Origin of the sequence: Thermococcus sp. (genome assembly GCF_026991495.1) — an archaeon.
Taxonomy (GTDB): Archaea; Methanobacteriota_B; Thermococci; order Thermococcales; family Thermococcaceae; genus Thermococcus.
Genome location: NZ_JALXBJ010000050.1, coordinates 19,695 through 40,636, shown reverse-complemented (window position 1 = coordinate 40,636; position 20,942 = coordinate 19,695). Strand labels below are relative to the sequence as shown.

28 protein-coding genes and 2 tRNA genes are annotated in these 20,942 nt (G+C 51.0%); 18 read left to right on the top strand and 12 right to left on the bottom strand.

What is annotated here, in order from left to right; genetic code table 11:
- Positions 1-113: 113 nt before the first annotated feature.
- The 3 genes from MVB78_RS06315 to MVB78_RS06305 are packed head-to-tail and all read left to right on the top strand — an operon-like array spanning position 114 to position 2,606.
- Positions 114-1,571, top strand: coding sequence for a hypothetical protein (locus MVB78_RS06315; RefSeq protein ID WP_297489413.1), 1,458 nt, complete (start codon positions 114-116; stop codon positions 1,569-1,571).
- A gap of 10 nt (positions 1,572-1,581) precedes the next feature.
- Positions 1,582-2,331 (top strand): hypothetical protein, encoded by a 750-nt coding sequence (locus tag MVB78_RS06310; RefSeq protein WP_297489409.1) that lies wholly within the window; start codon positions 1,582-1,584, stop codon positions 2,329-2,331.
- Entirely contained in the window at positions 2,331-2,606 is a 276-nt protein-coding gene (locus MVB78_RS06305) for a hypothetical protein (RefSeq protein ID WP_297489405.1), read from the top strand. Before MVB78_RS06310 ends, MVB78_RS06305 begins: the two co-directional genes overlap by 1 nt.
- Positions 2,607-2,815: 209 nt before the next feature.
- On the opposite strand, the gene MVB78_RS06300 is transcribed toward MVB78_RS06305, so the two are convergent.
- Positions 2,816-3,658, bottom strand: a complete 843-nt coding sequence (locus MVB78_RS06300) for a hypothetical protein (protein WP_297489402.1) — start codon at positions 3,656-3,658, stop codon at positions 2,816-2,818.
- A 185-nt stretch (positions 3,659-3,843) separates the two neighbouring features.
- Between MVB78_RS06300 and MVB78_RS06295 the strand changes: the two genes are divergently transcribed.
- From MVB78_RS06295 to MVB78_RS06230, 14 genes are all read left to right on the top strand, one after another.
- Complete coding sequence (locus MVB78_RS06295) at positions 3,844-4,230, top strand: hypothetical protein (RefSeq protein WP_297489400.1); 387 nt, start codon at positions 3,844-3,846, stop codon at positions 4,228-4,230.
- Positions 4,227-4,508: a type II toxin-antitoxin system HicA family toxin gene (locus tag MVB78_RS06290; protein ID WP_297489397.1), complete on the top strand. Its 282-nt coding sequence runs from the start codon at positions 4,227-4,229 to the stop codon at positions 4,506-4,508. The genes MVB78_RS06295 and MVB78_RS06290 overlap by 4 nt, the downstream gene beginning before the upstream one ends.
- Positions 4,509-4,564: 56 nt before the next feature.
- On the top strand, positions 4,565-5,158 hold the full coding sequence (locus tag MVB78_RS06285; protein ID WP_297489394.1) for a hypothetical protein: 594 nt from the start codon (positions 4,565-4,567) through the stop codon (positions 5,156-5,158).
- Positions 5,155-5,703: a hypothetical protein gene (locus tag MVB78_RS06280; RefSeq protein WP_297489392.1), complete on the top strand. Its 549-nt coding sequence runs from the start codon at positions 5,155-5,157 to the stop codon at positions 5,701-5,703. Before MVB78_RS06285 ends, MVB78_RS06280 begins: the two co-directional genes overlap by 4 nt.
- Positions 5,700-6,962, top strand: a complete 1,263-nt coding sequence (locus MVB78_RS06275; RefSeq protein ID WP_297489390.1) for a hypothetical protein — start codon at positions 5,700-5,702, stop codon at positions 6,960-6,962. The genes MVB78_RS06280 and MVB78_RS06275 overlap by 4 nt, the downstream gene beginning before the upstream one ends.
- Positions 6,963-6,966: 4 nt before the next feature.
- Positions 6,967-7,341, top strand: coding sequence for an AbrB family transcriptional regulator (locus MVB78_RS06270; protein ID WP_297489387.1), 375 nt, complete (start codon positions 6,967-6,969; stop codon positions 7,339-7,341).
- Between the two features lie 394 nt (positions 7,342-7,735).
- Positions 7,736-7,906, top strand: a complete 171-nt coding sequence (locus MVB78_RS06265; protein ID WP_297489384.1) for a hypothetical protein — start codon at positions 7,736-7,738, stop codon at positions 7,904-7,906.
- 11 nt (positions 7,907-7,917) lie between these two features.
- On the top strand, positions 7,918-8,943 hold the full coding sequence (locus tag MVB78_RS06260) for a hypothetical protein (RefSeq protein WP_297489381.1): 1,026 nt from the start codon (positions 7,918-7,920) through the stop codon (positions 8,941-8,943).
- Positions 8,936-9,181, top strand: a complete 246-nt coding sequence (locus MVB78_RS06255; RefSeq protein WP_297489378.1) for a hypothetical protein — start codon at positions 8,936-8,938, stop codon at positions 9,179-9,181. Before MVB78_RS06260 ends, MVB78_RS06255 begins: the two co-directional genes overlap by 8 nt.
- Positions 9,178-9,588, top strand: a complete 411-nt coding sequence (locus MVB78_RS06250; protein ID WP_297489375.1) for a hypothetical protein — start codon at positions 9,178-9,180, stop codon at positions 9,586-9,588. The genes MVB78_RS06255 and MVB78_RS06250 overlap by 4 nt, the downstream gene beginning before the upstream one ends.
- Positions 9,585-9,755: a hypothetical protein gene (locus MVB78_RS06245; RefSeq protein WP_297489372.1), complete on the top strand. Its 171-nt coding sequence runs from the start codon at positions 9,585-9,587 to the stop codon at positions 9,753-9,755. The genes MVB78_RS06250 and MVB78_RS06245 overlap by 4 nt, the downstream gene beginning before the upstream one ends.
- Positions 9,755-10,303: a hypothetical protein gene (locus tag MVB78_RS06240; protein WP_297489369.1), complete on the top strand. Its 549-nt coding sequence runs from the start codon at positions 9,755-9,757 to the stop codon at positions 10,301-10,303. The genes MVB78_RS06245 and MVB78_RS06240 overlap by 1 nt, the downstream gene beginning before the upstream one ends.
- A 47-nt stretch (positions 10,304-10,350) precedes the next feature.
- Positions 10,351-10,512, top strand: a complete 162-nt coding sequence (locus MVB78_RS06235) for a hypothetical protein (protein ID WP_297489366.1) — start codon at positions 10,351-10,353, stop codon at positions 10,510-10,512.
- 229 nt (positions 10,513-10,741) lie between these two features.
- Positions 10,742-11,095, top strand: a complete 354-nt coding sequence (locus MVB78_RS06230) for a hypothetical protein (RefSeq protein WP_297489364.1) — start codon at positions 10,742-10,744, stop codon at positions 11,093-11,095.
- Positions 11,096-11,371: 276 nt separating this feature from the next.
- Here MVB78_RS06230 and MVB78_RS06225 read toward each other — a convergent pair.
- The 8 genes from MVB78_RS06225 to MVB78_RS06190 all read right to left on the bottom strand — a co-directional run bounded on the left by MVB78_RS06225 (position 11,372) and on the right by MVB78_RS06190 (position 17,372).
- Positions 11,372-11,449 (bottom strand) — tRNA-Glu (locus MVB78_RS06225).
- Between the two features lie 475 nt (positions 11,450-11,924).
- On the bottom strand, positions 11,925-12,071 hold the full coding sequence (locus MVB78_RS06220; protein ID WP_297489361.1) for a hypothetical protein: 147 nt from the start codon (positions 12,069-12,071) through the stop codon (positions 11,925-11,927).
- 131 nt (positions 12,072-12,202) lie between these two features.
- On the bottom strand, positions 12,203-12,352 hold the full coding sequence (locus MVB78_RS06215; RefSeq protein ID WP_297489358.1) for a hypothetical protein: 150 nt from the start codon (positions 12,350-12,352) through the stop codon (positions 12,203-12,205).
- Between the two features lie 55 nt (positions 12,353-12,407).
- Entirely contained in the window at positions 12,408-14,717 is a 2,310-nt protein-coding gene (locus MVB78_RS06210; RefSeq protein ID WP_297489355.1) for a TRAP transporter fused permease subunit, read from the bottom strand.
- Positions 14,718-14,719: 2 nt separating this feature from the next.
- Positions 14,720-15,175, bottom strand: a complete 456-nt coding sequence (locus tag MVB78_RS06205) for a DUF1850 domain-containing protein (RefSeq protein ID WP_297489352.1) — start codon at positions 15,173-15,175, stop codon at positions 14,720-14,722.
- A complete protein-coding gene (locus tag MVB78_RS06200) occupies positions 15,172-16,176 on the bottom strand; it encodes a TAXI family TRAP transporter solute-binding subunit (RefSeq protein WP_297489348.1) in 1,005 nt (334 codons plus the stop codon). Before MVB78_RS06200 ends, MVB78_RS06205 begins: the two co-directional genes overlap by 4 nt.
- Before the next feature lie 236 nt (positions 16,177-16,412).
- The gene (locus MVB78_RS06195; RefSeq protein WP_297489344.1) at positions 16,413-17,147 is read right to left on the bottom strand and encodes a molybdopterin-guanine dinucleotide biosynthesis protein MobB; all 735 of its coding nucleotides are present in this window, start codon (positions 17,145-17,147) and stop codon (positions 16,413-16,415) included.
- Positions 17,148-17,156: 9 nt separating this feature from the next.
- On the bottom strand, positions 17,157-17,372 hold the full coding sequence (locus MVB78_RS06190; RefSeq protein ID WP_297489342.1) for an LSm family protein: 216 nt from the start codon (positions 17,370-17,372) through the stop codon (positions 17,157-17,159).
- A 60-nt stretch (positions 17,373-17,432) separates the two neighbouring features.
- Here MVB78_RS06190 and MVB78_RS06185 point away from each other — a divergent pair, with 60 nt between their 5' ends.
- Positions 17,433-18,260 carry a hypothetical protein gene (locus MVB78_RS06185; protein ID WP_297489339.1) on the top strand — a complete coding sequence of 276 codons (828 nt, stop codon included), beginning with the start codon at positions 17,433-17,435 and terminating at the stop codon, positions 18,258-18,260.
- Positions 18,261-18,264: 4 nt separating this feature from the next.
- Here MVB78_RS06185 and MVB78_RS06180 read toward each other — a convergent pair.
- The 3 genes from MVB78_RS06180 to MVB78_RS06170 form a co-directional block, all read right to left on the bottom strand.
- A tRNA-Leu gene (locus MVB78_RS06180) sits at positions 18,265-18,352 on the bottom strand.
- Positions 18,353-18,420: 68 nt separating this feature from the next.
- Positions 18,421-19,497 (bottom strand): Xaa-Pro peptidase family protein, encoded by a 1,077-nt coding sequence (locus MVB78_RS06175; protein WP_297489336.1) that lies wholly within the window; start codon positions 19,495-19,497, stop codon positions 18,421-18,423.
- A 1-nt stretch (position 19,498) separates the two neighbouring features.
- Positions 19,499-20,839, bottom strand: a complete 1,341-nt coding sequence (locus MVB78_RS06170; protein WP_297489333.1) for a DUF438 domain-containing protein — start codon at positions 20,837-20,839, stop codon at positions 19,499-19,501.
- Positions 20,840-20,942: the final 103 nt, after the last annotated feature.

Here is a 20,942-nt window from a genome sequence, read left to right as displayed (position 1 = left end):
CACACGAAGGAACGAGCTCTATTGGAAGAACAGGGCCTGCTAATGGCCCCTAGAAAGTGTGCAGTGGAGGTATAATTTTTTGTTAAGAACAAACGAGAAGGAGGTTTGAGATAGTGGAGAGTACCGCACGCTCATGGTGGGTTCCCGAGGACTACCTCGCAAAACTGCAAAAAAGACTCAGTCCAGAGAAACTGGCCCAATACACCATAACCGACATACGCCAGGCCTATTACGGCCCGTATTTGGGCCTAAGGCTCGACGACGGCAGCAGGGCCCCACAGTTCCTACCCTACAAGACCGGCTTTGCCAACCACATCCTCTTCCTCGGCAGAAGCGGCTACGGGAAAACCAGCATCATGAGGGCCCTGGCGGAGGCCTTCTACGACTACTTCATGCTGAACGGAAGAAAGGCCCTAATCATCGTGATCGAGGCCAAATATGACAAACCAAAAGTCAAGAAGCTCGAAACCTTCAGAAACTACATCGTCGAGAACTTTGGCTACGACTACCTCCAGCAGAAATACCCCTTCATTGAAAGCTACCTCCAGGAGTACTACAAAAAACGACCCCTCCTCGGGAAGATCGGAGACTTCGCCTTTGGCTGGCCCAACGTCGAGGCCATGATGACGAAAGCTGATTCAAACCACAACCAGTTCCAGAGGCACCGGCTCCAGCCGGCCATCTATCCCTCAACTAGAATAGTCTTCCGGCCCACGAGGGACCTGGACCTAATCGCCAAAGACAACGGCAGGAACGTTCAAGTAGTCGAAGGAAAGCTCAGCTACGACCGCCTGGAAGTTCAGGACCTTATCAAGTTCATGTACGTGAACACTCAGACCAACTACATGCGCCTCCTCGACATCTATTGGGGCCAAAAGAGGATCAGAGACCCCGACCGCTTCTTGAGGGAAGTCATCAGGAACGAGTACCCGCCGAGGCCGGGCGAGACCGTTGAAGATGTCCTGAAGAACTCCCGCGACAGGACGATCGCCAACCTGAGAACCCTAATGACCAAACTGAAGAGCGACAGGCTCTTTACAAAAGACCCAAAAGAGGAGTTCGTCAGGAAGCTCACCCCTGACAGGATCAACGTGATAGACTTCTCGGCCAACTCGAAACTGAGCGACGAGGAAGAGGCCGTCATCTTCCACAACTTGGTTAACTACGTCACAGACGAGTTCCTCCTCAAGCACGACATGCCCGTCATCATCATCGCCGATGAGATCCAGAACCTGGCAAGGCACAGGCTCGGCCTCAGGGCTATAAACAAAATCTACCGCGAAGGCCGTTCCCTGGAGATCTCCCTCATCTCAGGCACGCAGTACCTTTCCGGCCTTAGCAAGGATCTGGTGAGAGGAGCCACCCACGTTGGAGTAGTGGGCCGGCTGGCCTCAGAGAAAGACGCTGAACTCCTAGAGGAGATCCTCGACGAGCGCTTTGACAACGGCAGGAAACCCCGCTCCCTTCAGGAGCTTTTCAGGATCAGAAAAGCCCGGCGCGGAAAGGGGAAGTTCTCGATAGATTGTGAATACACGTTTAGCGTTGAGTATCGCGTTCCTAAGACCTTGTGAGGTGGTGAAAATGGGGTTGTTTGAGAGGTTTAGGAAGAAAAAGCAGAAGGTGAACGTCCAGATTGGAGCTCTCGACCAGGTTGAAGTGGCCCCCATCGAAGAGGATGAAAATAAAAGCGTCCGGGAAGAAGTCCGAAAGGCCGTCATCCAGAGGCTTGAAGAGCAGAGAAGGCTAAATGAACAGCTCGCCCAAATCTACAACCTCGAGCAGAAGATTATCGTCTGGTTTGACGGCAAAGAGCCGAGGCCCAAAGGCTATCCTATAGCTATGCGCAAGGACCTCGACGAGTACGTCATACTCTATCAGGTCCGCCCGCCCGACTGGCTCGACAGCATCTGGTACTCCCTCGGAAGGATATTCGGTAAGAGACCGCCGCAGAAGCTCATCAGAGTCCACGAGAGCCAGGTCTGGTTCGGGCAGGAGATGATACTCATCCATGCCAGTGCCTTCGAAGTGAATCACATTGGGGAAGAAATCGCCCTACCGCTTGAGAGGGACGTTCTAAGGGTCGAGCTCTGGAAGGAGATGAAGGCTTCACGCGACGCCTGGAGGGCCGCGTACATGAACCTCGCCAGGCAGGTGGCAAAAGCAACCGACCTGGCTCTGAAGATCAACCCCAATGCAAAGCTCTACAACAAGACCAAGGCCGACATTTACGACAGGAGCGGGAAGAGGAAGATCATGAGCATTGACGACGCGAGCGGCTTAACGTGGGGCCTGTTGAAGAAGTCGGACTTTGAGAGCGAGTTCGAGGAGTGATGGGCATGGAGGTTGTTGAGGAACCGACGGGCCCGTTCACCGTTGACATGCCCGACGGAAGGGTCAAGAACAATCCGAAGGACAGTGAGGATCAGCACGAGGAGGATCTCAAGCGGGTAATCAACACGGAGATCTACAACAACATGAGGTTTTACATGAAGATGCTCTACGAGAACGCGGCCACTGAGACGGACGTGATACTCCTCAAGGCCCTCTGGAGGGAGATAAAGAGGATGATGAAGATCAACGGAATCGAGGTCGAGAAAAAAGAGTGATCGTCTTCGTCCCTTTTCATCTTCATCGGGCACGGTCGCTCATCGCCCGCACCCTCTCGGGACGCCAAAGCCCCTCTCACGGTGCATCCCCGGCTTCATGAGGATCTGCCAGGGCCACCACTCGAAGGGCCCGCTCACTCCGTCCCCAACGGGACTTCATGCCAGGCGGGCTCATCACAGGATACACCAACAAAATATATAAAGATTTCTCACGGCAACCGGCCGACCTCCTGGCCATCAACAAAAAATATCCACCCTCGTGCATTCCAACCGACTCTAACTGGCTTAATATTCACAACGCGATTCTCATTCTGTCCGGCTTTAAACTTAACCTCATGATCCAAGCGCTCATCCAGTTTATACCCATTTACTTTCAATTCCAATTTGTTCCATGCGACCAATTTTGCTTCAACTATGTCATCCTCAACGACCAACGTTGCCACCTTACGAGTCCCCGCCGCCACCAAAATCAAGCCGGGTATTATCAGGAAAAATATAGCTATGAAATATACGCCATCCTTATCGCTGGTGTCCTCCTTAAGAACATACACAGTTTGGACCACGCTAACCCTCTTCGAAGTTATTACGCTGAAGCTATTATCATAATAAATCTTATACACACCAGGGCCATACCTTGAGAGATTAAGCCTCAAATGGATCGGCGAGATAAGCTTCCCATAATCTACCCGGCCTTTAGGGGTATCCACATAAACCCTAAGGTCATTGCTACCTCCCACCACAGAGATGTTAATTTCAAAAAGCTCGTTTTCCACAGGCTCTCTAACCGTCCAGCTATTATGCCACACCTCTCCAGGGCCTATCGTCCAGGACTTGGACCAGTGATCCACTGGCTTCCAATAGTACTTAGGACTCATCGCTGCTGCGTATCCAATCACGAAGAATGATATGACAATAAGGACAACACCGGCCCACGCCGTCTTAAAGAGCCTCCACTTCTTAGAAAAACGAACTCCCTCTGGATAAATCTTAGGAACCCTGTCAACAGACCCTGACTTGACTACCTCATTTATGGAGGGAATATCCTCACTCATTTCAGGGCCCTCCTCCGCTCGTTTTTAGCCAATGCTGAACAAGTATTACGCCGGACTATAAAAAGCCTTCGCCAAAAGTTTCCACCACACCCGGGTAAAAACCCCACACACGGGAAAACTTCTCAAACCTTTTAAGGAAGAGCACAGTATTGACAAACATGAAACACTAATCCAGAGGTGAGCACATGAGCGAGAGCGTCCAAATCATCATTCACCGCATCGAGAGACTAGAAAAAGAACTCGAAGAACTCAAACACGAGCTCAACACCCTCAAAAAAATCCTCCCAAACCTCAAAACCATAGAACTCTCCGGAGAGCTCGCCGGTTACAAACTAAAAAAACCAATCACCCTCAAAATCGAGTACAACCACAAAACCAACACATGGTGCATCGAAAATCCAGACCTAGAACTCTACGGGTGCGGGCGAACCCTTGACGAAGCACTAAAAGACGCCGAAGAAGTCTTCGAAGCCCTAATCGAAGAGTACCTGTTAGAGGATGAAGACCTCCTCGATGACAAAGCCAAAGAATTGCGAGAAGCTCTCCTCCAACACGTGGAGGTGAACCCATGAAAGCCAAAGACATCCAAAAAGCCCTCACCAAAAAAGGATTCCAGAAAAAAGAAGGTGGAAAACACACCAAATACATCCTCTACGTGAACGGCAAGAAAACCCGAGTAATGACAGTATTCAGCAGAGGCAAAGACAAAAAAGAACTCGGAGACGACTTAGTGAGGAGAATACAAAAACAACTCCACCTCGAGGATCCCCAAAAGTTTGAAGACCTCATTAACTGCCCTCTCACATACCAGGCCTACATCACCCTCCTCCAACAAAAAGACATCATATAGAGGTGAGCCAATGACCGACCAAGAAGCTAAAATTATCGAACATTGGGGGTATGTTAATGGCGTGGAGTGATCTCACCCCCGAGGAGAGGGAGTTGTTGGTAGAGCAGTACATGATTCTTCTCATTGGAGTAGTTGATAATCCCGTTCCCACCAATTTGCATCTCCATAAAGAGTTCTTTATTCTTCGCAATGTGGCTCCAGACCTTTCAAAGATTATCAAGTTTGAGAAGCATAAGTATGGCCCATACTCACCCGACTTAAATGAAGCTCTAAAAAACCCGGTATATTATCCAGAGGCATTCGAATTTTACATTAGGGATCTTCCATTAGTGAATAGGATGATTGTGGAAATATCCCTAACACCAAAAGGTAAAGCCGCTTTTAGGAAGCTTCTCAAAGAATACTCTCATGAGGAATCTTTTAAGGAATTCCTCGCAATAGCAAAAGCTATCAGGTTTATGTACGATCAATTAAACGTTGAAGAGCTACTCCTATTAATATACTCAACCTTCAGAGACTGGACTAAGTACTCCTCAATCTACAATTCCTTAATGGCTCCTGCCCGTAGGAGGCATCTTGCATATGAATTGTATAAAAAAGGCATTATTAGTAAAAGCAAATATCAGGAACTCTTGGAGGCAACACTATGACAAAAGAGATTATAAGCGATTCAACATTTTATATTTGTTTTTTAGATGACATAAACCATCCAGAAGGCCTCAGAAAGATAATTAACAGCAGGAAATTCAAATTTGTTATTGGGCCTGTGGTAGAAAAAGAGATAGAGAATTCTCCAAACTATCGTTTTATTGAAGATGATCTCTCAAAAGTCAGAGAAAAGCCCCTATCATTCAATTATGGGGAAATTGTGAGGCCATTTTTAGGAATTAACGAGATTGAAAAGGGAGAACACGAGGTTATTGGTATCGCTATTGTATATCATCTAAAAGGAAGGGATTTTATCCTAATATTGGACGAAGACGGTCCCCGGAGAATCATTGAAAAAAAGTTATCAGGAATAAAATCAAAAATGACCGGAACAGTTGGATTCATTGCCCGCTGTTATTGTGAATACCATATCTACACCAAGGATGAAGCAGTAAATATTTTAGAAAGAATTAACAATTCTAAATTTAGAGTTCACTCACTCATAGTGGATAAGGCTCTCAACGAGATTGGGGGGTGCAACCAATGACAACCGCTCTCAATATCAAAGAAGCCATCCTTGACAAAAATTCTGAGTTCAACATTAAACGATTCAAATTGGGCGGTGTCTCAATAGATAGACCAATCAAAGTCCTAAATGTGAACAGTATAACACAGAAAACAGTTGAAGAACAAAGAAGAGCTCTTGAAGAGTACACTCTCTTTTACGAAATCTCGTCAACACTCCAAGAAAGCACAGTTAACGCCTTACTTGATGAAGACGAGAATGGAAAAATAACTCGCATTCTCAAATATAAAAGATGGGCATCTCCTTTAATCCTAACATATACATTGAGCTTCAACCCAATTAGACCTCAAATTTTAAAGGATTTAGAAGAACTTTCAGGGTTTCTTTCATACTACTACGCATACTCATCGATAGCTCTCTTAGTTCCCAACATGAAAGTCAAGAAGAGCATTCGCGTGGGAGAAGATGAAACTGGAAAACCAAAATACAAATCCATGCGGATTGCTAATTTAGAAGATTATATCAAATACGTAGATTGGAGTGTTGAAAAACTCAATAGCAGGAACAACAAGCCAATATTCGTACCTATCTCTCTTAAATTCGGAATGAGAGATCTTGTAAAACTAGCAGAGCATTACATTAAAAAAGAATATTTTAACATCTGGATAGACTTTGAAAGTGGCATACCCTCACCCCAAAACATTGGTAAAATCCGCCAGTTCCTCGAAGTATTCAGAGAAAAAGAACGGCTAGAGGATATTGTTATTTATGCCACTAACCTCAACAGAGAATTCCAATCAAGCCCCCAACTGCCTTTAACTCCTGGAACCGACCCTGTGACTACCCTAACAGGTGCTAACCTCGTTGGAGGTAACAAAGGAAAAGGAGTACCCGATGATAAATCCCCAAAACCAACAAAGCCAGGAGAACTCTTAGAATACAAAGCAAGACTCTTTGACCTTGATACTTACTACTACATCCATCCAAAGCTAATAAAAGATCCGAAACTCAGGGAAATCCTATTAATAAAAGAGTACAACATCATGCTCAATACACTAAGGATCAATGCAGAGCTCATAAACCAAACTGAGTACTTTCTAGAGAACCAAGAAATTCAACCATACGCAGAGCAAAAACGGATGCTCAAAGAATACAGAGAAGGAGACCTACTAAAAGCCCTATTCTCTCCAACCAAAAGAAGAGTTAGACCAAAATTCGCCAAACCTCCAGAGCCCCCAAAAGTCAACCTTCTCTCATTCCTACCCAAGAAAGAGAGGTGAGCCAATGAAAGAAACCAAAGAACCACTAGCAAAATTCCAAGCAAAGGTGAATAAAGACGGCAGGGTTAGTATTCCTAAACAGATCAAGGACGTATTAAGGCTGGAGCCAGATGACTACTTAAAAATCATAATAAGAAAGATACAAACTAACAAAGAAGAGGGAGTGATTTACGTTTATGGTCAAGCTTTTGTGGTTGTTAGAGTTGGAATCAGAGGATACATTGTTATTCCACAGAGAATTCGCAGAGATTTAACTCTCGGGACTAATGAGAGTATAGAAGTGGTTATCCTCGACTATTATCCATCAACCACAGATCCAAAAGAACTGGAGAAACTCACATCGTCTGCAAGATTCAAATATCTTTTTTTGGACGTTTAATATATACATATATATATTAATTCCCGAAAAAGAAGAGAAAAGAAAAGAGATAAGGCATGTTTTCTGCTCTCTGAAGGCTTCTTTTTTGAGGGTTGAATTTTTGGATACATAAATTTTAGTTGATTTAACTGAGAAAAGTAACACTCTTCTGGCAAAATCCAGCGTTTTTAGAGCTTTGCATCTTTGTACATTTAATTACTTTTAAAAGTTGCAAAATTGAGACCCTCAGATTATTACTGTATATAGTATTTCGGCCTAATTTATGTATCCAAAAATTACTTGGTAACAGTTTTGCCCAACGCTGAACTTTTCCAGCCACACAAACCTTTTAAACTTTCCTTCCGTATGGTTTATGTGTAATTTGCACATAATCAGGCAAATAGCACATAAGGTGGTGGCCAAGATGCCGAGAACTCGGAAGTATAATGCCGTTCGGCGCGTGGAATTCCTCCTTCCGCCTGAGAGAGTCGAGGAAATGGAGCAGGCCAAGGGACGAAAGCCTTGGGGTGAGTTCGTTTGGGAGCTTTGGGAGTTCTGGAAGGCTCATCACATGAACAGTTCCTAACGGTGTTATCAATGCCGAGGAGAAAGTACCAGCGACGCACAGCAGGCCCTGGACGGCCACGGAAATATGGCGAAGACCTGAAGAAGTTTCAGGCACCTACTCCAGAATCCACATACAATAGACTCTACGCTCTCAAAGAAAGGCTTGGTGTTCCATTCTCCGAGCTTCTTACTTGGCTTGTGGATCTCGCGGAAGGAAAAACTGATAAGATGGAACTAAAGGCCAAGGTTAAGCATCAAGAGGACTACATTAAGCAGTTGGAGCGGGAAAAAGCCTCTCTTCTTGAGACCCTTGAAAAAGAGCGGCAGGCCCGCGAGAGGGCTGAGAAAGAAGCAGAAGCCTGGAAGCAGAAGTACTATGAGCTCAAGGGCGAGAGGTCAGCTCATACCTACAACGAGGGCAAGCTTCTCCGCGCTCTCGCCGAGCACGCGAGGGAAGGCATCTCGTGGGCTGACCTCTGCGCGGAAGTCCTCGACCTGAGGGACGAGAAGAAGATGAAGCGCCTGATGCAGCTTGCCTTTGAAGTCAAGACGACCAAGAAGAACACCTATGCCACGAGGTTCTACCCGAAGAGAACTGCACCAGAGTTCAAGGGTTGGGTTCTCGTGCGCCCTGAAAAGAGTGATGGCCCGGTTCTGCTGATTGACTATGAACTCTACCGTGAGGACACACTCAAGGCCGCGAAGGGTCTCCTCGTTGGGGAGGCCGTCGCTAAGACTGTCCCACAGGTCCAGACCCTCAAGAGCGGGAAGACCGCTGAGCAGTACCTCTCTGCTGTTCTCGAGATTGCGTATGCTGAGTACGCCCGGCTCATTGAGCAGAGGAGGGGCAAGCAGGCCAAGGAGTTCGTTGAGACTGAAGTGAGCCGGCGGCTGGAGAAGGCCCTTGAACGGGTTGACCCGGCCGACAGGAGGAGGGCGGTTCTGGCAGTGATAGAGGAGCACGAGTCGGCTTGGAATGAGGCTTTCGTTTCTAACCTGCGGCGCGTTGCCATGCGCGCCTTAACGAAGAAGCTGGAGGTGAAGGCCGATGTCTGAGGTGGAGGATGAGTTTTGGAGTTGGGTTGCTCAGGAGAAGGCGAAGCTGGAGAGGGTGATTGAGCAGGTGGAGGAAGTGCCGGACCTCATCACGTGGCTCGAGCGGGAGATTCGCGAAGCGGAGGAAGAGGCCTTCAGCGCGAAGCTTCGCCGGGAGGATCCGACGTGGTGGGAGGGCTACGCTTCGGCCCTCCGCGACGTTCTGAACGCGATAAGGAGAAGGGAGGTGAGGGCATGAATAACAAGATTAACGAAGTATGGATCCTTGCAAGTGAATTGGGAATGTACTCTCATAAGGGGAACTCATATTGGGTCATCAGGAAGTACAAGCGCGGAACCGGCTACTCGGCGAGAGACGTTGAAAGGCTCTTCTCAGGCTACACGAACTCAGGAAAGACAGAGAAGTTTGAGAGTTTTGAGGAACTCGTGAAATTCCTCGCGGACGAGCACCCGACCAGGAAGAATTACGGGTTCTCGGTCTCGCCAGAGAGCCTCTTAGAGGCTCTTGAAAAAGCTCCGGAGGAAAAGCGCAAGTTCTGGAGTGAGGAGATTGCCTATCTCAAAAAACTCCTTGAGGGGGAGGAGCGCTCCAGGCCCGAGGTTAAACCCACTCTCCAGATCTCCCTTCTGGAGGTGTTCTCATGAGTTTTCAGACGGCTCTTGAACTGTACTCGGAGAACGAGCGGAGGGAGCGCAGGAGAATCCTCGCGGCGGCTAAGGGGCTGAAGAAGCGCGTTCAAGCCTTCCAGCGGACGTACAGGAAGGACATCATGCGAGATGTTATTGCCGTCCTCCTTGGGGGTGAGGAGTGATGGTTGCGGCTCGGGCGGAGATGGTTTATACTAACGTTCGGGCCGGGCCGAATTATTACGACCCGGCTTTTGATTACATGGAGCGGCTCGTCAGGGACGGGAGGAACAGGATGAAGTTCAGCCGACTCATCGAGTATCTTTTCAACAACCAGTACAGGATGACGGACGTTGATTCGATCCTCTACCTGCCGGTTTATGATAAGTTCGGGCGTTACAGGGGGGAGGACTTCAGGGCGGCTTTTGAACTGAAGTACAAGAGCGAGAGAACGTTCAATGGGTTCGAGTTGGAGCTGAATGGGCATCAATTCTTGAGGATCCGGCGCCTGGCGCAGTTGCTCAGTATTCCGGTGTACTACTTCGTGAACATCGGGAACAGGAAGTTCATCATGTTTGACGTGCTTCACGTTAGGCCGAGGTTTGAGAAGCGGTACGAGGGGAAGAAGCGGGATTATTACGCTATCCTGGACGTGGATGAGTTGATCGTCTCGGATGGTTTGGAGGAACTCAGGACGGATTTAGAGCTACTCCTCAAAGGGGGGAGGGGATGATGCCTCGTAGGTACAAGTTCACGATTTGTAAGGTCGATGGTGAGTGGATGGATCTGGATGACGTGATAGCAGAGGATGGGTTTGAGGGCGTGGATGAGACGGAGGAATGCTTTGATGTTGAAGTGTGGGCTGAGAACTGGAAGGATGCTCGGGAAAAGATTCTGATTGCCGCAGAAGCCTTGCAAATATATAGAAGGGGGCGCGGGTGATGGCTGAGGTTCGGATGAAGACTTTCGAGGAGTTGTATAAGAACTTTATGAATACTAACACTCCCTGTATAGTATCATTCTTTTTCCAGAACCTTTCCCGTATGACCAACTTCATTAGTTGGAAAAGCCGGCATAATATACACCACCTGTACCTATTCCCCACAACTCCCGAAGCGTCCTGGCGCCTGAAAAATATAAGCACTGTTAATGAAGTAACAGAGGTGGTATAATGCCCCGCAGGAGAAAGTTTCCAGACTATATCGAGATAAGAGTTCCAGTCTACCAACCACCCTCCAGCACCCTCGAACTCCTATTCGAGGGCAAAACCCTCGAAATAGCCAAGAGGCTCGTTGAGTACATGAAAAAGAACGGAGGCCTCTTCAAAGACGAGTACCAAGAGGCACTCGGCATTGATGGAGCGGATAAGGTCCTCTACTTCAGGGTCTTGAAGAAACTTCTCGCCCTCGGCATGGTTTACGAGGATAGGGGAATGTACAAACTCTCCGACCGCTTCTCTGAGAGAATGGAGAACCTGGCCAAGATGTGGAAGTTCGAGATCGGCAAAGTCGCCGAGCTGTGGTGATCCTCATGACCGCAACATCTATATCCTTGGGGCGCCAAGCTTTTCTATATGGCTACACATGGCCACGTGTGGCCACACAAAAAGAGGCCTGGAGAGTGCGTTACATGCCTCAAAGAAGACCGAGAAGGCGTAGAATTCCAGTGCATGTTACTTTGGATCCAGAGGTCCTCAAACTCTTGGACAGCGCAACTTATAACAGGTCTCGTTTCATTGAAGACGCCATTTTAGAGCGGCTCTCAACAATAGAAGGATGTATAGCTGAGAGAAACGCCGTTCTGGTGCCCCGGCCGGGATTTGAACCCGGGGCGCGGGCTCGAAAGGCCCGCATGTTTGACCGGGCTACACCACCGGGGCCCGATATTAGGGGAAGGAGAGCGTTTAAAAACCTTTCGCACTCGCAACCCGCCTGAGGGGAGCGCTTTCAGTTAGCTGCGGCACTGTGGGACTACCCCACCCATTCCTTTTTAAGCACGTTGGCCAACTTAACGATGCCCCCGCGCGAGGACCCCGGGGAGAATGAACCGGGGGGCGATGCGGGGGCCACAGCCCGGTCTCAGCGAGGTCCCCGTGGGAGGGCTTTCCGCGTTACGGAGCGCGATGACCGCGGGAAACCCAGACCGGGTACAAGCCCGCCTGGGTTAACCCGTCTGATTCTGCCGTCTGGCTGGGATGAAGGCGGGGGTTACGGGCGGGCCACACTTCTTGAGAACAGCGCCCGCTCTAAGCTTCTCCAAAAGGAGAATGGAATCACGCTTTCAGTGGCAGGAGTGACTTAGAACTGGCTTTAAGACGTCATTCCCCTTACAAACCATAAATTGAGAAGAGAACGTTAGATGAGTTCGACTTCGTAGGAGACCGCGTTGAACTCCCTCATCCTTTCCCTCGCTATCCTGTCGGCCTTCTTGAAATCGTTTGCGGGTACTACGATCTCCCACGGCATCTCCCTTTCCCGATAGTAGAGTATTCTCGCCAGCATTCAATCACCCCCAATGTATCACCTTGAGTGATAGACATGAGTTCCTTTTTAAAAGCTTTACTGTCCTTAAAAATGCTCTAATGAACAAAAAACAGCGAGCAGAAACGGGCAATGGAGAACATAAAAGGGCCTCAGCCAAGTATCTCAAGCTCAAAGACCATTGCGTTCCTCTTCTTCATCTCTTGGATGGCTCTTCGCCTTGCCTCATCGGAGTTCTCAGCCTCGAAGACGATGTGCTCTCCGTGGTGCTTTCCGCCGTGGAGTGTCAGCCCCCACTTCATCCTATCACCGGCAACCCATCCATCATTGGGAAAATTTAAAAAGTTAATGGACCCCTCAGCTGCTCACGACCCACTTCTCCGGGAGGAACCGGAAGAGCAAAACTAAGGCCACGCCGCTTCCTACGGCTATCGGGTTGAGCGTTGCCGAGACAATGCCTACAAGTCCGGCAAGGCTCCTCCACTCAAGCCTCAGGTGCTTTCTGAACCAGCCCGTGAACGAGATGGCGAGCAGGTACATGACGAGCAGTGTCCCGAAGAGGTCGTAGAGGACTTGTCCCGTTGTCAGGAGTGTCCAGTGCTTAACCGTTATTATGAACATCTCAGGGTGGGTGAAGTAGATGTAGGGCCCTATGTAGCCGGCCACTGCATAGCGGACCGCGTTTAAGGCAGTCTTCCAGAAGTCGCCGCCGGCAAGCGCTGAACCCGCATAGCTCGCGAGGGCAACCGGCGGGGTTATATCGGCCAGTATCCCGAAGTAGAAGACGAAGAAGTGGGCAGCTAAGAGGGCGATGAACGTCCCAAAGCCCGGAACGAGCTGGTTGTAGGGGGCTATATTGTGCACCGCCTGGTATATCGCGGGCGCCATGACGAGTGAGGTTATGATATAGTTTGCGGTCGTTGGAACGCCCATTCCGAGGATCAGGCTGAATATCATCGTGACTATTAAGAGGAGCCAGAGGTTTCCGCCGGTGATGGCCGCCATTTTGTAACCGAGGGAGTTCGCGAGGCCGGTTATCGTTAGGGAGCCCTGGATCAGGCCCGCACTCGCCGCCGCAAGCATAACAGCTGTGCTCGTCTTGCCGGCTTCTATCATGGACTCGTAGGTGGCTGAGTACATGCTCCTTCCACCCGGGCTCTTCGAGATGAGGCCGACTATGAGTGAGAATATTATTCCAAAGATTCCCGTCAGGAAGAGGAGGTTCTCCTTGCTCATCCCGATGGCCTGGCCGAATGCTATGAAGAGCAGGAAGAGCAGGGTTATGTAGAGCTTCTCGTTGAACTCCGCCCATTTCTTTACGGCCGCGAGCCCTATCATGACGAGCGATGTCGCGAGGAGGATCTGCCATCCGTATCCGAGGAACATCAGTGTGGTGCCGAGTAACACCACTCCAACGTACAGCGCTTCGTTTCCTTTTATCTCATCTTTGGAGACCCATGCGACCCAGATGGCAACTCCGAGTGAGGATATTGCCGAGATGTGGGCGGGGATTCCCCAGACGAGGGCGACCGTGATGACGACTATCGGAAGGAGTATGTAGCTCTTCCGGATGAAGTAGTTGAGCGGTTTGAAGTGCTCCCTGGGCATGCCCTTAAGACCTAACCTCTTGGTCTCCCTGTCTATGAAGAGATAGACCCCGGAGTAGTAAACGAGCGCCGGGATGACGGCCGCGATTATGATCTTGTTGTAGGGGACGCCCAAGAACTCGGCCATTATGAATGCTGCAGCGCCCATTATCGGGGGCATCAGCTGTCCGCCTGTTGAGGACACGGGCTCAACGGCTCCGGCTATCTCCGGCGGGTAGCCGGCCTTCTTCATGAGGGGTATCGTGAAAGTCCCAGTAGTGAGGACGTTTGCCACGCTCGACCCGCTCACCGTTCCCATCAGACCGCTTGCTATGACGGCGGCCTTTGCGGGCCCACCGGGCCTTGAACCGAATAGACTTATCATGAACTCGGTTATGTAGTCGCTGATGCCTATCTTCAGCAGGAACGCCCCGAAGAATATGAAGGCGAAAACGTAGATGGTCATGACGTAGAGCGGAGTCGCAAAGAGCCCCTCGCTCGCTAAGTACATGTGCTCCGTGAACATCTTCCAGTTGAACCCTACGTTATGTATGGCGTAGACGAGAAAGACCAGGACAACTGCAGGCAAGACCCATCCAATCACGCGTCTCGTCGCCTCCAGGACGATCCCTATGGCGAGGAGGCCGAATATAATGTCGTACCAGTAAACGTCCGCCGTTCTCGCGTATGCAGGATACCTGAAGAACAGGTAGAACATTGCTATCAGACTTAGAGCTATGAGCGTGTAATCCAGTAAGCTGACCCTGTTCATGTACTTCTTGGAGCGCTTGAGGGGGTAGAGGAGGAAAGCTATGACGAGTATCATGGCCAGGACGAAGGCCTCACCCTGTTCGCTCTGGAGTGCGTAGAGAAGGAAGGAGAGCTTTATGCCGACCCTTGAGAGCATGTCGTAGAAGGCGCCGTTGAAGTTGAATATGAAGAGGATTTCGTAGATACCGATGAGAACCGCGGCGATCGTCACGATTCTCTCCAATGAAGGCGGCAGCTTTCTCGTCCTGCTTATGACCTCCTCAACCTTTTCCACATTTATTCCTTCGTTTTTTTCAACGATCTCACTCATTCTTAGCACCTCCCCAGCATTACAAGCAGGAGCGGGCATCTCTCAACCCGTATGTGGACGAGTTCCGGACCCTTAGGGGTCAGCACGGTCCTGTTGTTCACGCTTATTTTAGCCCTGTTGAAGGGTATGAACCAGTAGTCAAGGCTCTTCCCGAGGGGCTGATCGATCTTCTTGTAGTAGTAGCCGTCTTTGAGGCCCTGGATGTCCTCTGGGAGACCTGCCCCGAAATCACTCCAGAGCATCTCCCTCACGAACATCCCACTGGAGTTCACCTCTATGATCTCGATGACCTCGCTGTGCTCAACGCTGTGGTTGTACTCTATCCTCATCCAGAGATCCCCCACGGGAGCCACGTATGAATTGTTAGAATCGGTAATCACGAGGGCGTTGACGGGGAAGACGAGAAGAACGGAAACCGCCAACAAAAGAAAGAGAAAGGCCCTGCGCAAGGCGTTCACCCACTGGGCGGTTTGATCTTGTCGGGTACGGTTATCCCCTTGTCCTGATAGTACTTGTAGGCGCCCGGATGGAGCGGAATGCTCATTCCGTCGAGGGCTGTGTTGAGGCTTATGAAGCGGGCCTTCTGGTGGACGGCCCTGAGCTGGTCGACGTTGTCAAAGAGCACCTTGGCCATGTTGTAGACAACACTGTCTGGGAGGTCCGCGCTGGCAACGAGAATTGCCTTAACTGCCACCGTCGGAGTGTCCTCCGTCATTCCCTTGTAGGTGTCCTTCGGGAGGTTCTGCCTGACGTAGAAGATGTAGCCCTCGCTCTTGAGCTTATTGAGGATGTCGTCCGGGATCGGGATGACCCTGACGGGTGTCGTAACCGCTATCTGGGTGATTGCCGGGGTTGGTGCGCCCGAGACTATAACGGCCGCGTCTATCTGGCCGAGCTTGAGGGCCTGGGCGGCCTCGCTGAACTTCTGGTTGACCTTCTGGATGCTGTCCCAAACGCCCGCTGCCTTGAGTATCTGCTCGGCCGCGACTGCGGTTCCGCTTCCAGGGGCACCTATGGCGACCTTCTTACCCTTGAGGTCCTGGAGGGTCTTTATGTTGCTGTCTGCTTTAACAACGAACTGAACCGTCTCAGGGTAGAGCGCGGCGACGCCGCGGAGCTTCTTTATGGCTTTGCCCTGGAACATGTAGAGGCCGTTGTAGGCGTAGTAGGCAACGTCGTTCTGCATTATTGCAGCCTGGGCATCCCCGTTTCCGATTGCCTTGGCGTTTGAGACGCTCGCGCCGCTGGTCACTGCCTTGGCCTTAATGCCGGCCTTGTTGAGCAGCTCGGCGTATTTTGAACCGAGCGGATAGTAAACACCGCTGGTTCCGCCGGTGTAGAGTGTTATGGTTCCCGAGTAGGTGGAACTTGTTGAGCTGGTGCCTCCGCCGCCAAGACAGCCGCTGGCGACGAGTGCAAAAACCAAAATTGCAACGATTCCAATGGCTTTCCACTTCATGTTCATTCACCCCAATCATGTCCCCCTGGGTGTAACGTTAGGGACACTTCAGAACATCTCTAAGCACGTGCCCGGTTATATACTTTGCGGTCGTAAAGTTTTACAACGGTGTTAACCAAAAGATACCCACAACATCCAGGTTAGTCAAAAAATTATACAGTATATGAACAGAAAGTGCGAAAATATTGCATAAACATCCGGATTACTCGACCAGAATACTTTACAAAAGTAAACATTCACTCTTCCCTTATCACAATCTCGATCTTCCTGCCCTCGCGGTAACCTTTCATGGCCGAGAGCATGCCCTTTACCGTCTTCTCAACGAGCTCCTGAACCCAGTCCCTCATGGGGAGAACCCGGCCGTCTATCTTCACGGTGACTTTAGGCTTTGAACTGAGCACAACGCAGTCCTTCAGGGCTTTCTCGCCCTTAACTATCATCCTCGCCATCTCAGCGCAGCTGAAGCCGCAGAGACCGCAGTCTATGTTGGGGAGCATAAAAGCCCGTCTCTCGACGAGGTCTGCTAACTTCTCCGGCTCCTTCGTGCCGTCTATAACCGGGAGGCCGTCTACCTTTTCGATGCCACTCCCGGCTATGACCCCGCTGACCGCTATGGCAAGGCCGTCGTTGAGCTCCCCAACCTCTTCCCTGCTCCTCGCACATATAACTTTGGGAACGTGCTGGATCGACTTGAAGCCCTCTAAAAGGAGGAAGTCAGCTGAGACCATTGAGAGGAGGGCGTTAACGTCTTTGGCCCTGAAGAGGAGTGCATCAGTGTCCTCAGCCCTCACCACCACCTCGTCGGCAACCCGCGAAAAGCGCCATGTGTCGCTGTTCTCCCTGTCAAAGCTCGCATGCATGCTCTTCGCTATCGCGACCCGGTAGCCTCTCTCCCTGAGAACCTTTGCAACGGCTTCGACTGTAGTTGTCTTCCCGCTCTTCTTAAAGCCCACGAAAGCCACTGCCCTCATGCTACCACCCTAAAGGAGGGTTATCCAGTTGAGGTCGTCTATCTTGACCATCAGCTCCCTCGCCTTGTTGCCAGCGTAGTCCGTGACGTCCCTGAGGAGGATCACTTCCTCGTCGAAGTCCTCTAAGACGCCGGAAAAGCTCGCGTCGCTTCCTATTCCAACCGCTATCCTCTTCCCCTTCCAGCTCCCCAAGGTTTTATCGAGGAGGTACTGCTTCTCGCCCATCCTTTCACCCAAGAACCAAAGGTCTATAAGGCTTTTTAGCCTTTTCTCGACGGTGGTGTTATGAGGCTCGTAACTAAAAGCGAGAAAGTCAAGGAAAGGCTGTCGGCGGAGTTCAGGGAGAAGGGGGTCTCCTTCGAGGTTAAAACTCACGCGGGAAGCGAGAGCTTCATAGGCTACGTTATTGAGGGAACCCTGGATGGGATAAAAGCCGCGATAGAGAAAATGGAAGGCGTGGATAGGGATAGGCTTGTGGAAGGCTACACCAGCTTTAAGGAGAGCGTGGAACACGTTGTGGAGCACCTCAAGGGCGGTGAAAACGTTGAAGCCCTGCTCTCGGAGGGGCCCTGGGTCGGCGAAGTCCTCGACCAGCTCATGAGGGCCAGTGTTATTGAGTACTCCGATGGCACAGTTCGGCTTAAGGATGGTGCGGATGTGGAGGGGGTGAAGTTCCAGTTCAAGTTCCCCTACGACCTCGTTGAAAACCCCGAGGCCGTTGAGAAAGCGGCCAAGCAGTTCGTTTTCACGGATCTAACGATGGAGTACGAGTTCGACATCGGGGAGCTGGACATGGGGAGGATAAACGAGGCAGTGACGATAGCTGGGAAGTACTTTGAAGAGGGCCCGCTGCTCAGGGTGTACTTCGGTCTGATAAGCAGGGCCATAGTGGCGAGGGAGCTGTTGAAGGCCCTTGGGAACGGAAGAGTGGAAGCTGAGAGGTTCGTTAAGCTGTTCACCGGAGCCCTGCCGGTTGAGATACCCACTGAGAAGGGCAGCCTCGTTATAAACTCGTCGAGGGAGTTCATCTGGGAGCTCCTCCGCTTACTTGAGAGGAGGGGGTACGTTAGAATAAAGGGCGGAACGATCAGAAAGCTCAGGGACATCGATTGACTGCTGGTGCGGGGGACGGGATTCGAACCCGCGAACCCCTGCGGGACGGGACCCTAAATCCCGCGCCTTTGACCAGACTCGGCAACCCCCGCGCGCTCCCGGATTACCCCGCGACCTTTAAAAATTTTGGGCTTGCGGTGGAGGGAGAGGAATGGGAGACTCATGTAGCCCTCTTCAGCCCGTCTTTTTTCACAATGTACGTATCCTCGTGCTTTATCGCGCCCTCGGGGATCATCAGCGGTGCGTGGATAATGCTGAGCACCATGTTCTCCTCAACCTTCGCCGCCCTCGTCGGGACGACAATGGTGGGCATCGGGAGTTCTTCTATCAAGAGGCCAACGCCGTGTGTGTAGCCGGCGATGTAGGCATCACCAAAGCCCCTCCCCTTGAAAAAGCCCGCAAGCTTCCTCTCAACGGCGTTGAGCGTGACTCCGACCCTTGTTTCCTCAAGGGCGAGCGTGAGGGCCTCTTCCTTAACTGCTACGGCATCCCTAACCCTCTCTCCGGGTTCTCCGACCACGAAAGTCCTCGCGGTGTTGGCGTAGTAGTGGTTCCAGTCAGTTCCTATGACCACCGTAACGACGCCGTTCTCCTTCACCCTCAGGTCTCTGAAGGGCTCTGCGTGTGCCCGTGGAGTAGTTGAGACGTAGACCTTTGGGTCCTCGCTCCCACTGAGCATGAGCTCCCTCAGGACTTCGGCGGCAATCTCAAGCTCGCTCTTCCCAGGTTTTATGGCCTCTTCCGCGACGGCCATGCCCCTCTGTGCTATCTTTCCAGCTTTTCTGATGTTGTTGAGTTCCCAGTCGTCCTTTATCATCCTCAGCCTCATCGTCAGGTCGAGTATATCAACGACCTCGACCGTCGGGTTGAGCCTCTGGAACAGCTTGTAGAAGAGCAGGTAGGAGTCCCTCTCCACACTGAACTCAAGGCCGACCCTCTGGAAGCCGTTCGTGTGTATCCAGGTCACTACTCCAGCCATGAGGTCCTCAACGCGCTGGAACTCAACGACGTTCTCTATCCAACTCCTCTCCCTGAAGAGCTCCGCCTCGCCCTTGACGACGTAGACTACGGGCTCTCCCTCTGCCGGGATCAAAAGGCTCGGGCGGAGCCACTTCGTGCCCGTGAAGTAGATGAAGCTCGAAAGCGTCCTTATGACGGCCCCGTCTATGTCGTTCTCCTGAAGGAGCTCCTGGAAGCGCTCAAGCCTCCCCCTGAATGTCCTTTCGCTTCCCCTCATATCAATCCCTCCAGTCGAGCAGCCTCTTTTCTCCCTCTATCCTTTTATACGGTTTGATGTCCATCGTCATCTCAAGCGTCCCGAGATAATCCCCGTTCCCGTCGAAGAGGGGCAAGTATCTGATGTAGACGTACTTCTCTCCAAGCCTGAGCCAAAAGGTGGCCTCCTTCTTCCTGCCCTCCTTGAAGGCCTTGAGGATCTTGTTCACGATGTGGACGCTCTTCGGCGGGTGGCAGAGCTGGACGGGCCTTCCGAGGACGGAAAAGGTTCTGTCGAATATCCTCTCGCCAGGAGAGAAGAACCTAACCCTGTCGTCCCTGTCTATGAAGGTCACATCAACCGGAAGGGCCTCGAAGATGGCCTTCAGCTCCTCAACGCCCACGTAGCCCGTTCCAAGGTCTATGTCGCCATCCCGCTTGAGTTCGCTTTTATCAAACTCCAGCGGCTGGCCTTTAAGGGCCTCCTGGACCTCCTTTGGAAGGTTCAAAAGCTCCTCAACGCTCAGTTCCGGGTTAATTTCCCACGGGTGAAGCGGCCTGACGCCATCATCCGGATCCCAGGCCGGCGGGTCAACCTTGTAGAAGCCTATCTCTTCCTCCTGCATTCTAATTGCCATCCACTCGCCCTCGCTGAGTAAAGCTCTAAGCGTCGGATAGTAGATGTTGTTCTCGCGGAAGACCATGTCGCTGAGAGCGAAGGAAGCTTCGCTTGCCTTGTTCTTAAAGCGCTCAACGAACTCCTCCCAGGGCATCTCGTCCCTCTTCCTCAAAAGGCCGGCGAGGTGCCTCACCATGAACCTTATCTCGTCGTGCTTAGTCCAGAGGACGGTCGCTATGGCAGTTAAACCTCTCCGCTCGATGTAGGGGAATGTGAGCATCTCCTCGCGGTTGTAGTGGGTGAAACCGACCTTTCTCAAATCCTTCACTATATCCTCAAGGACGCCGAGGATTTCCTCCCTCATGCGCCCGCCCTTTGTAGTCGCTAAAGTCCTCGCGTAGAGGTTGAGCATCTCCGCATCTTTCATTATCTCCTTGTTCTCCTGATAGAGGGTCTTGAGCGGGTGGCCGTCCGGCAAATCCTTCTCCTCAAGCTCGTCAGTACCTTTGACCGCCTCGCGGAAGAGCTCGACGTGTAAATCGCACATCTTTGCTATGTCTTTCGCCGAGATCCCTTCCTTCACGAGCTCCTGTTCCATGAGGGGAATCTCAAGGGGCGATATACCGCTTAAAACCTGTCTAAACTCATCTTTGAGTGTTTCAACGTTTTCTCCCCTGTGAATCTTAAGTAGAAGCCTCTTGAGCTGCTCCTTTTTGTACTCGCGAGTGTTGAGCAGTTCGGTCATTTTTGCACCTCATGACGAGTGTCATGCAGCGCTTATAAGCATTTTTGGACAAATTTGTCCAATAAAGTTTATATTCCGTGCGTCATAAATAGGACGGTGGAAA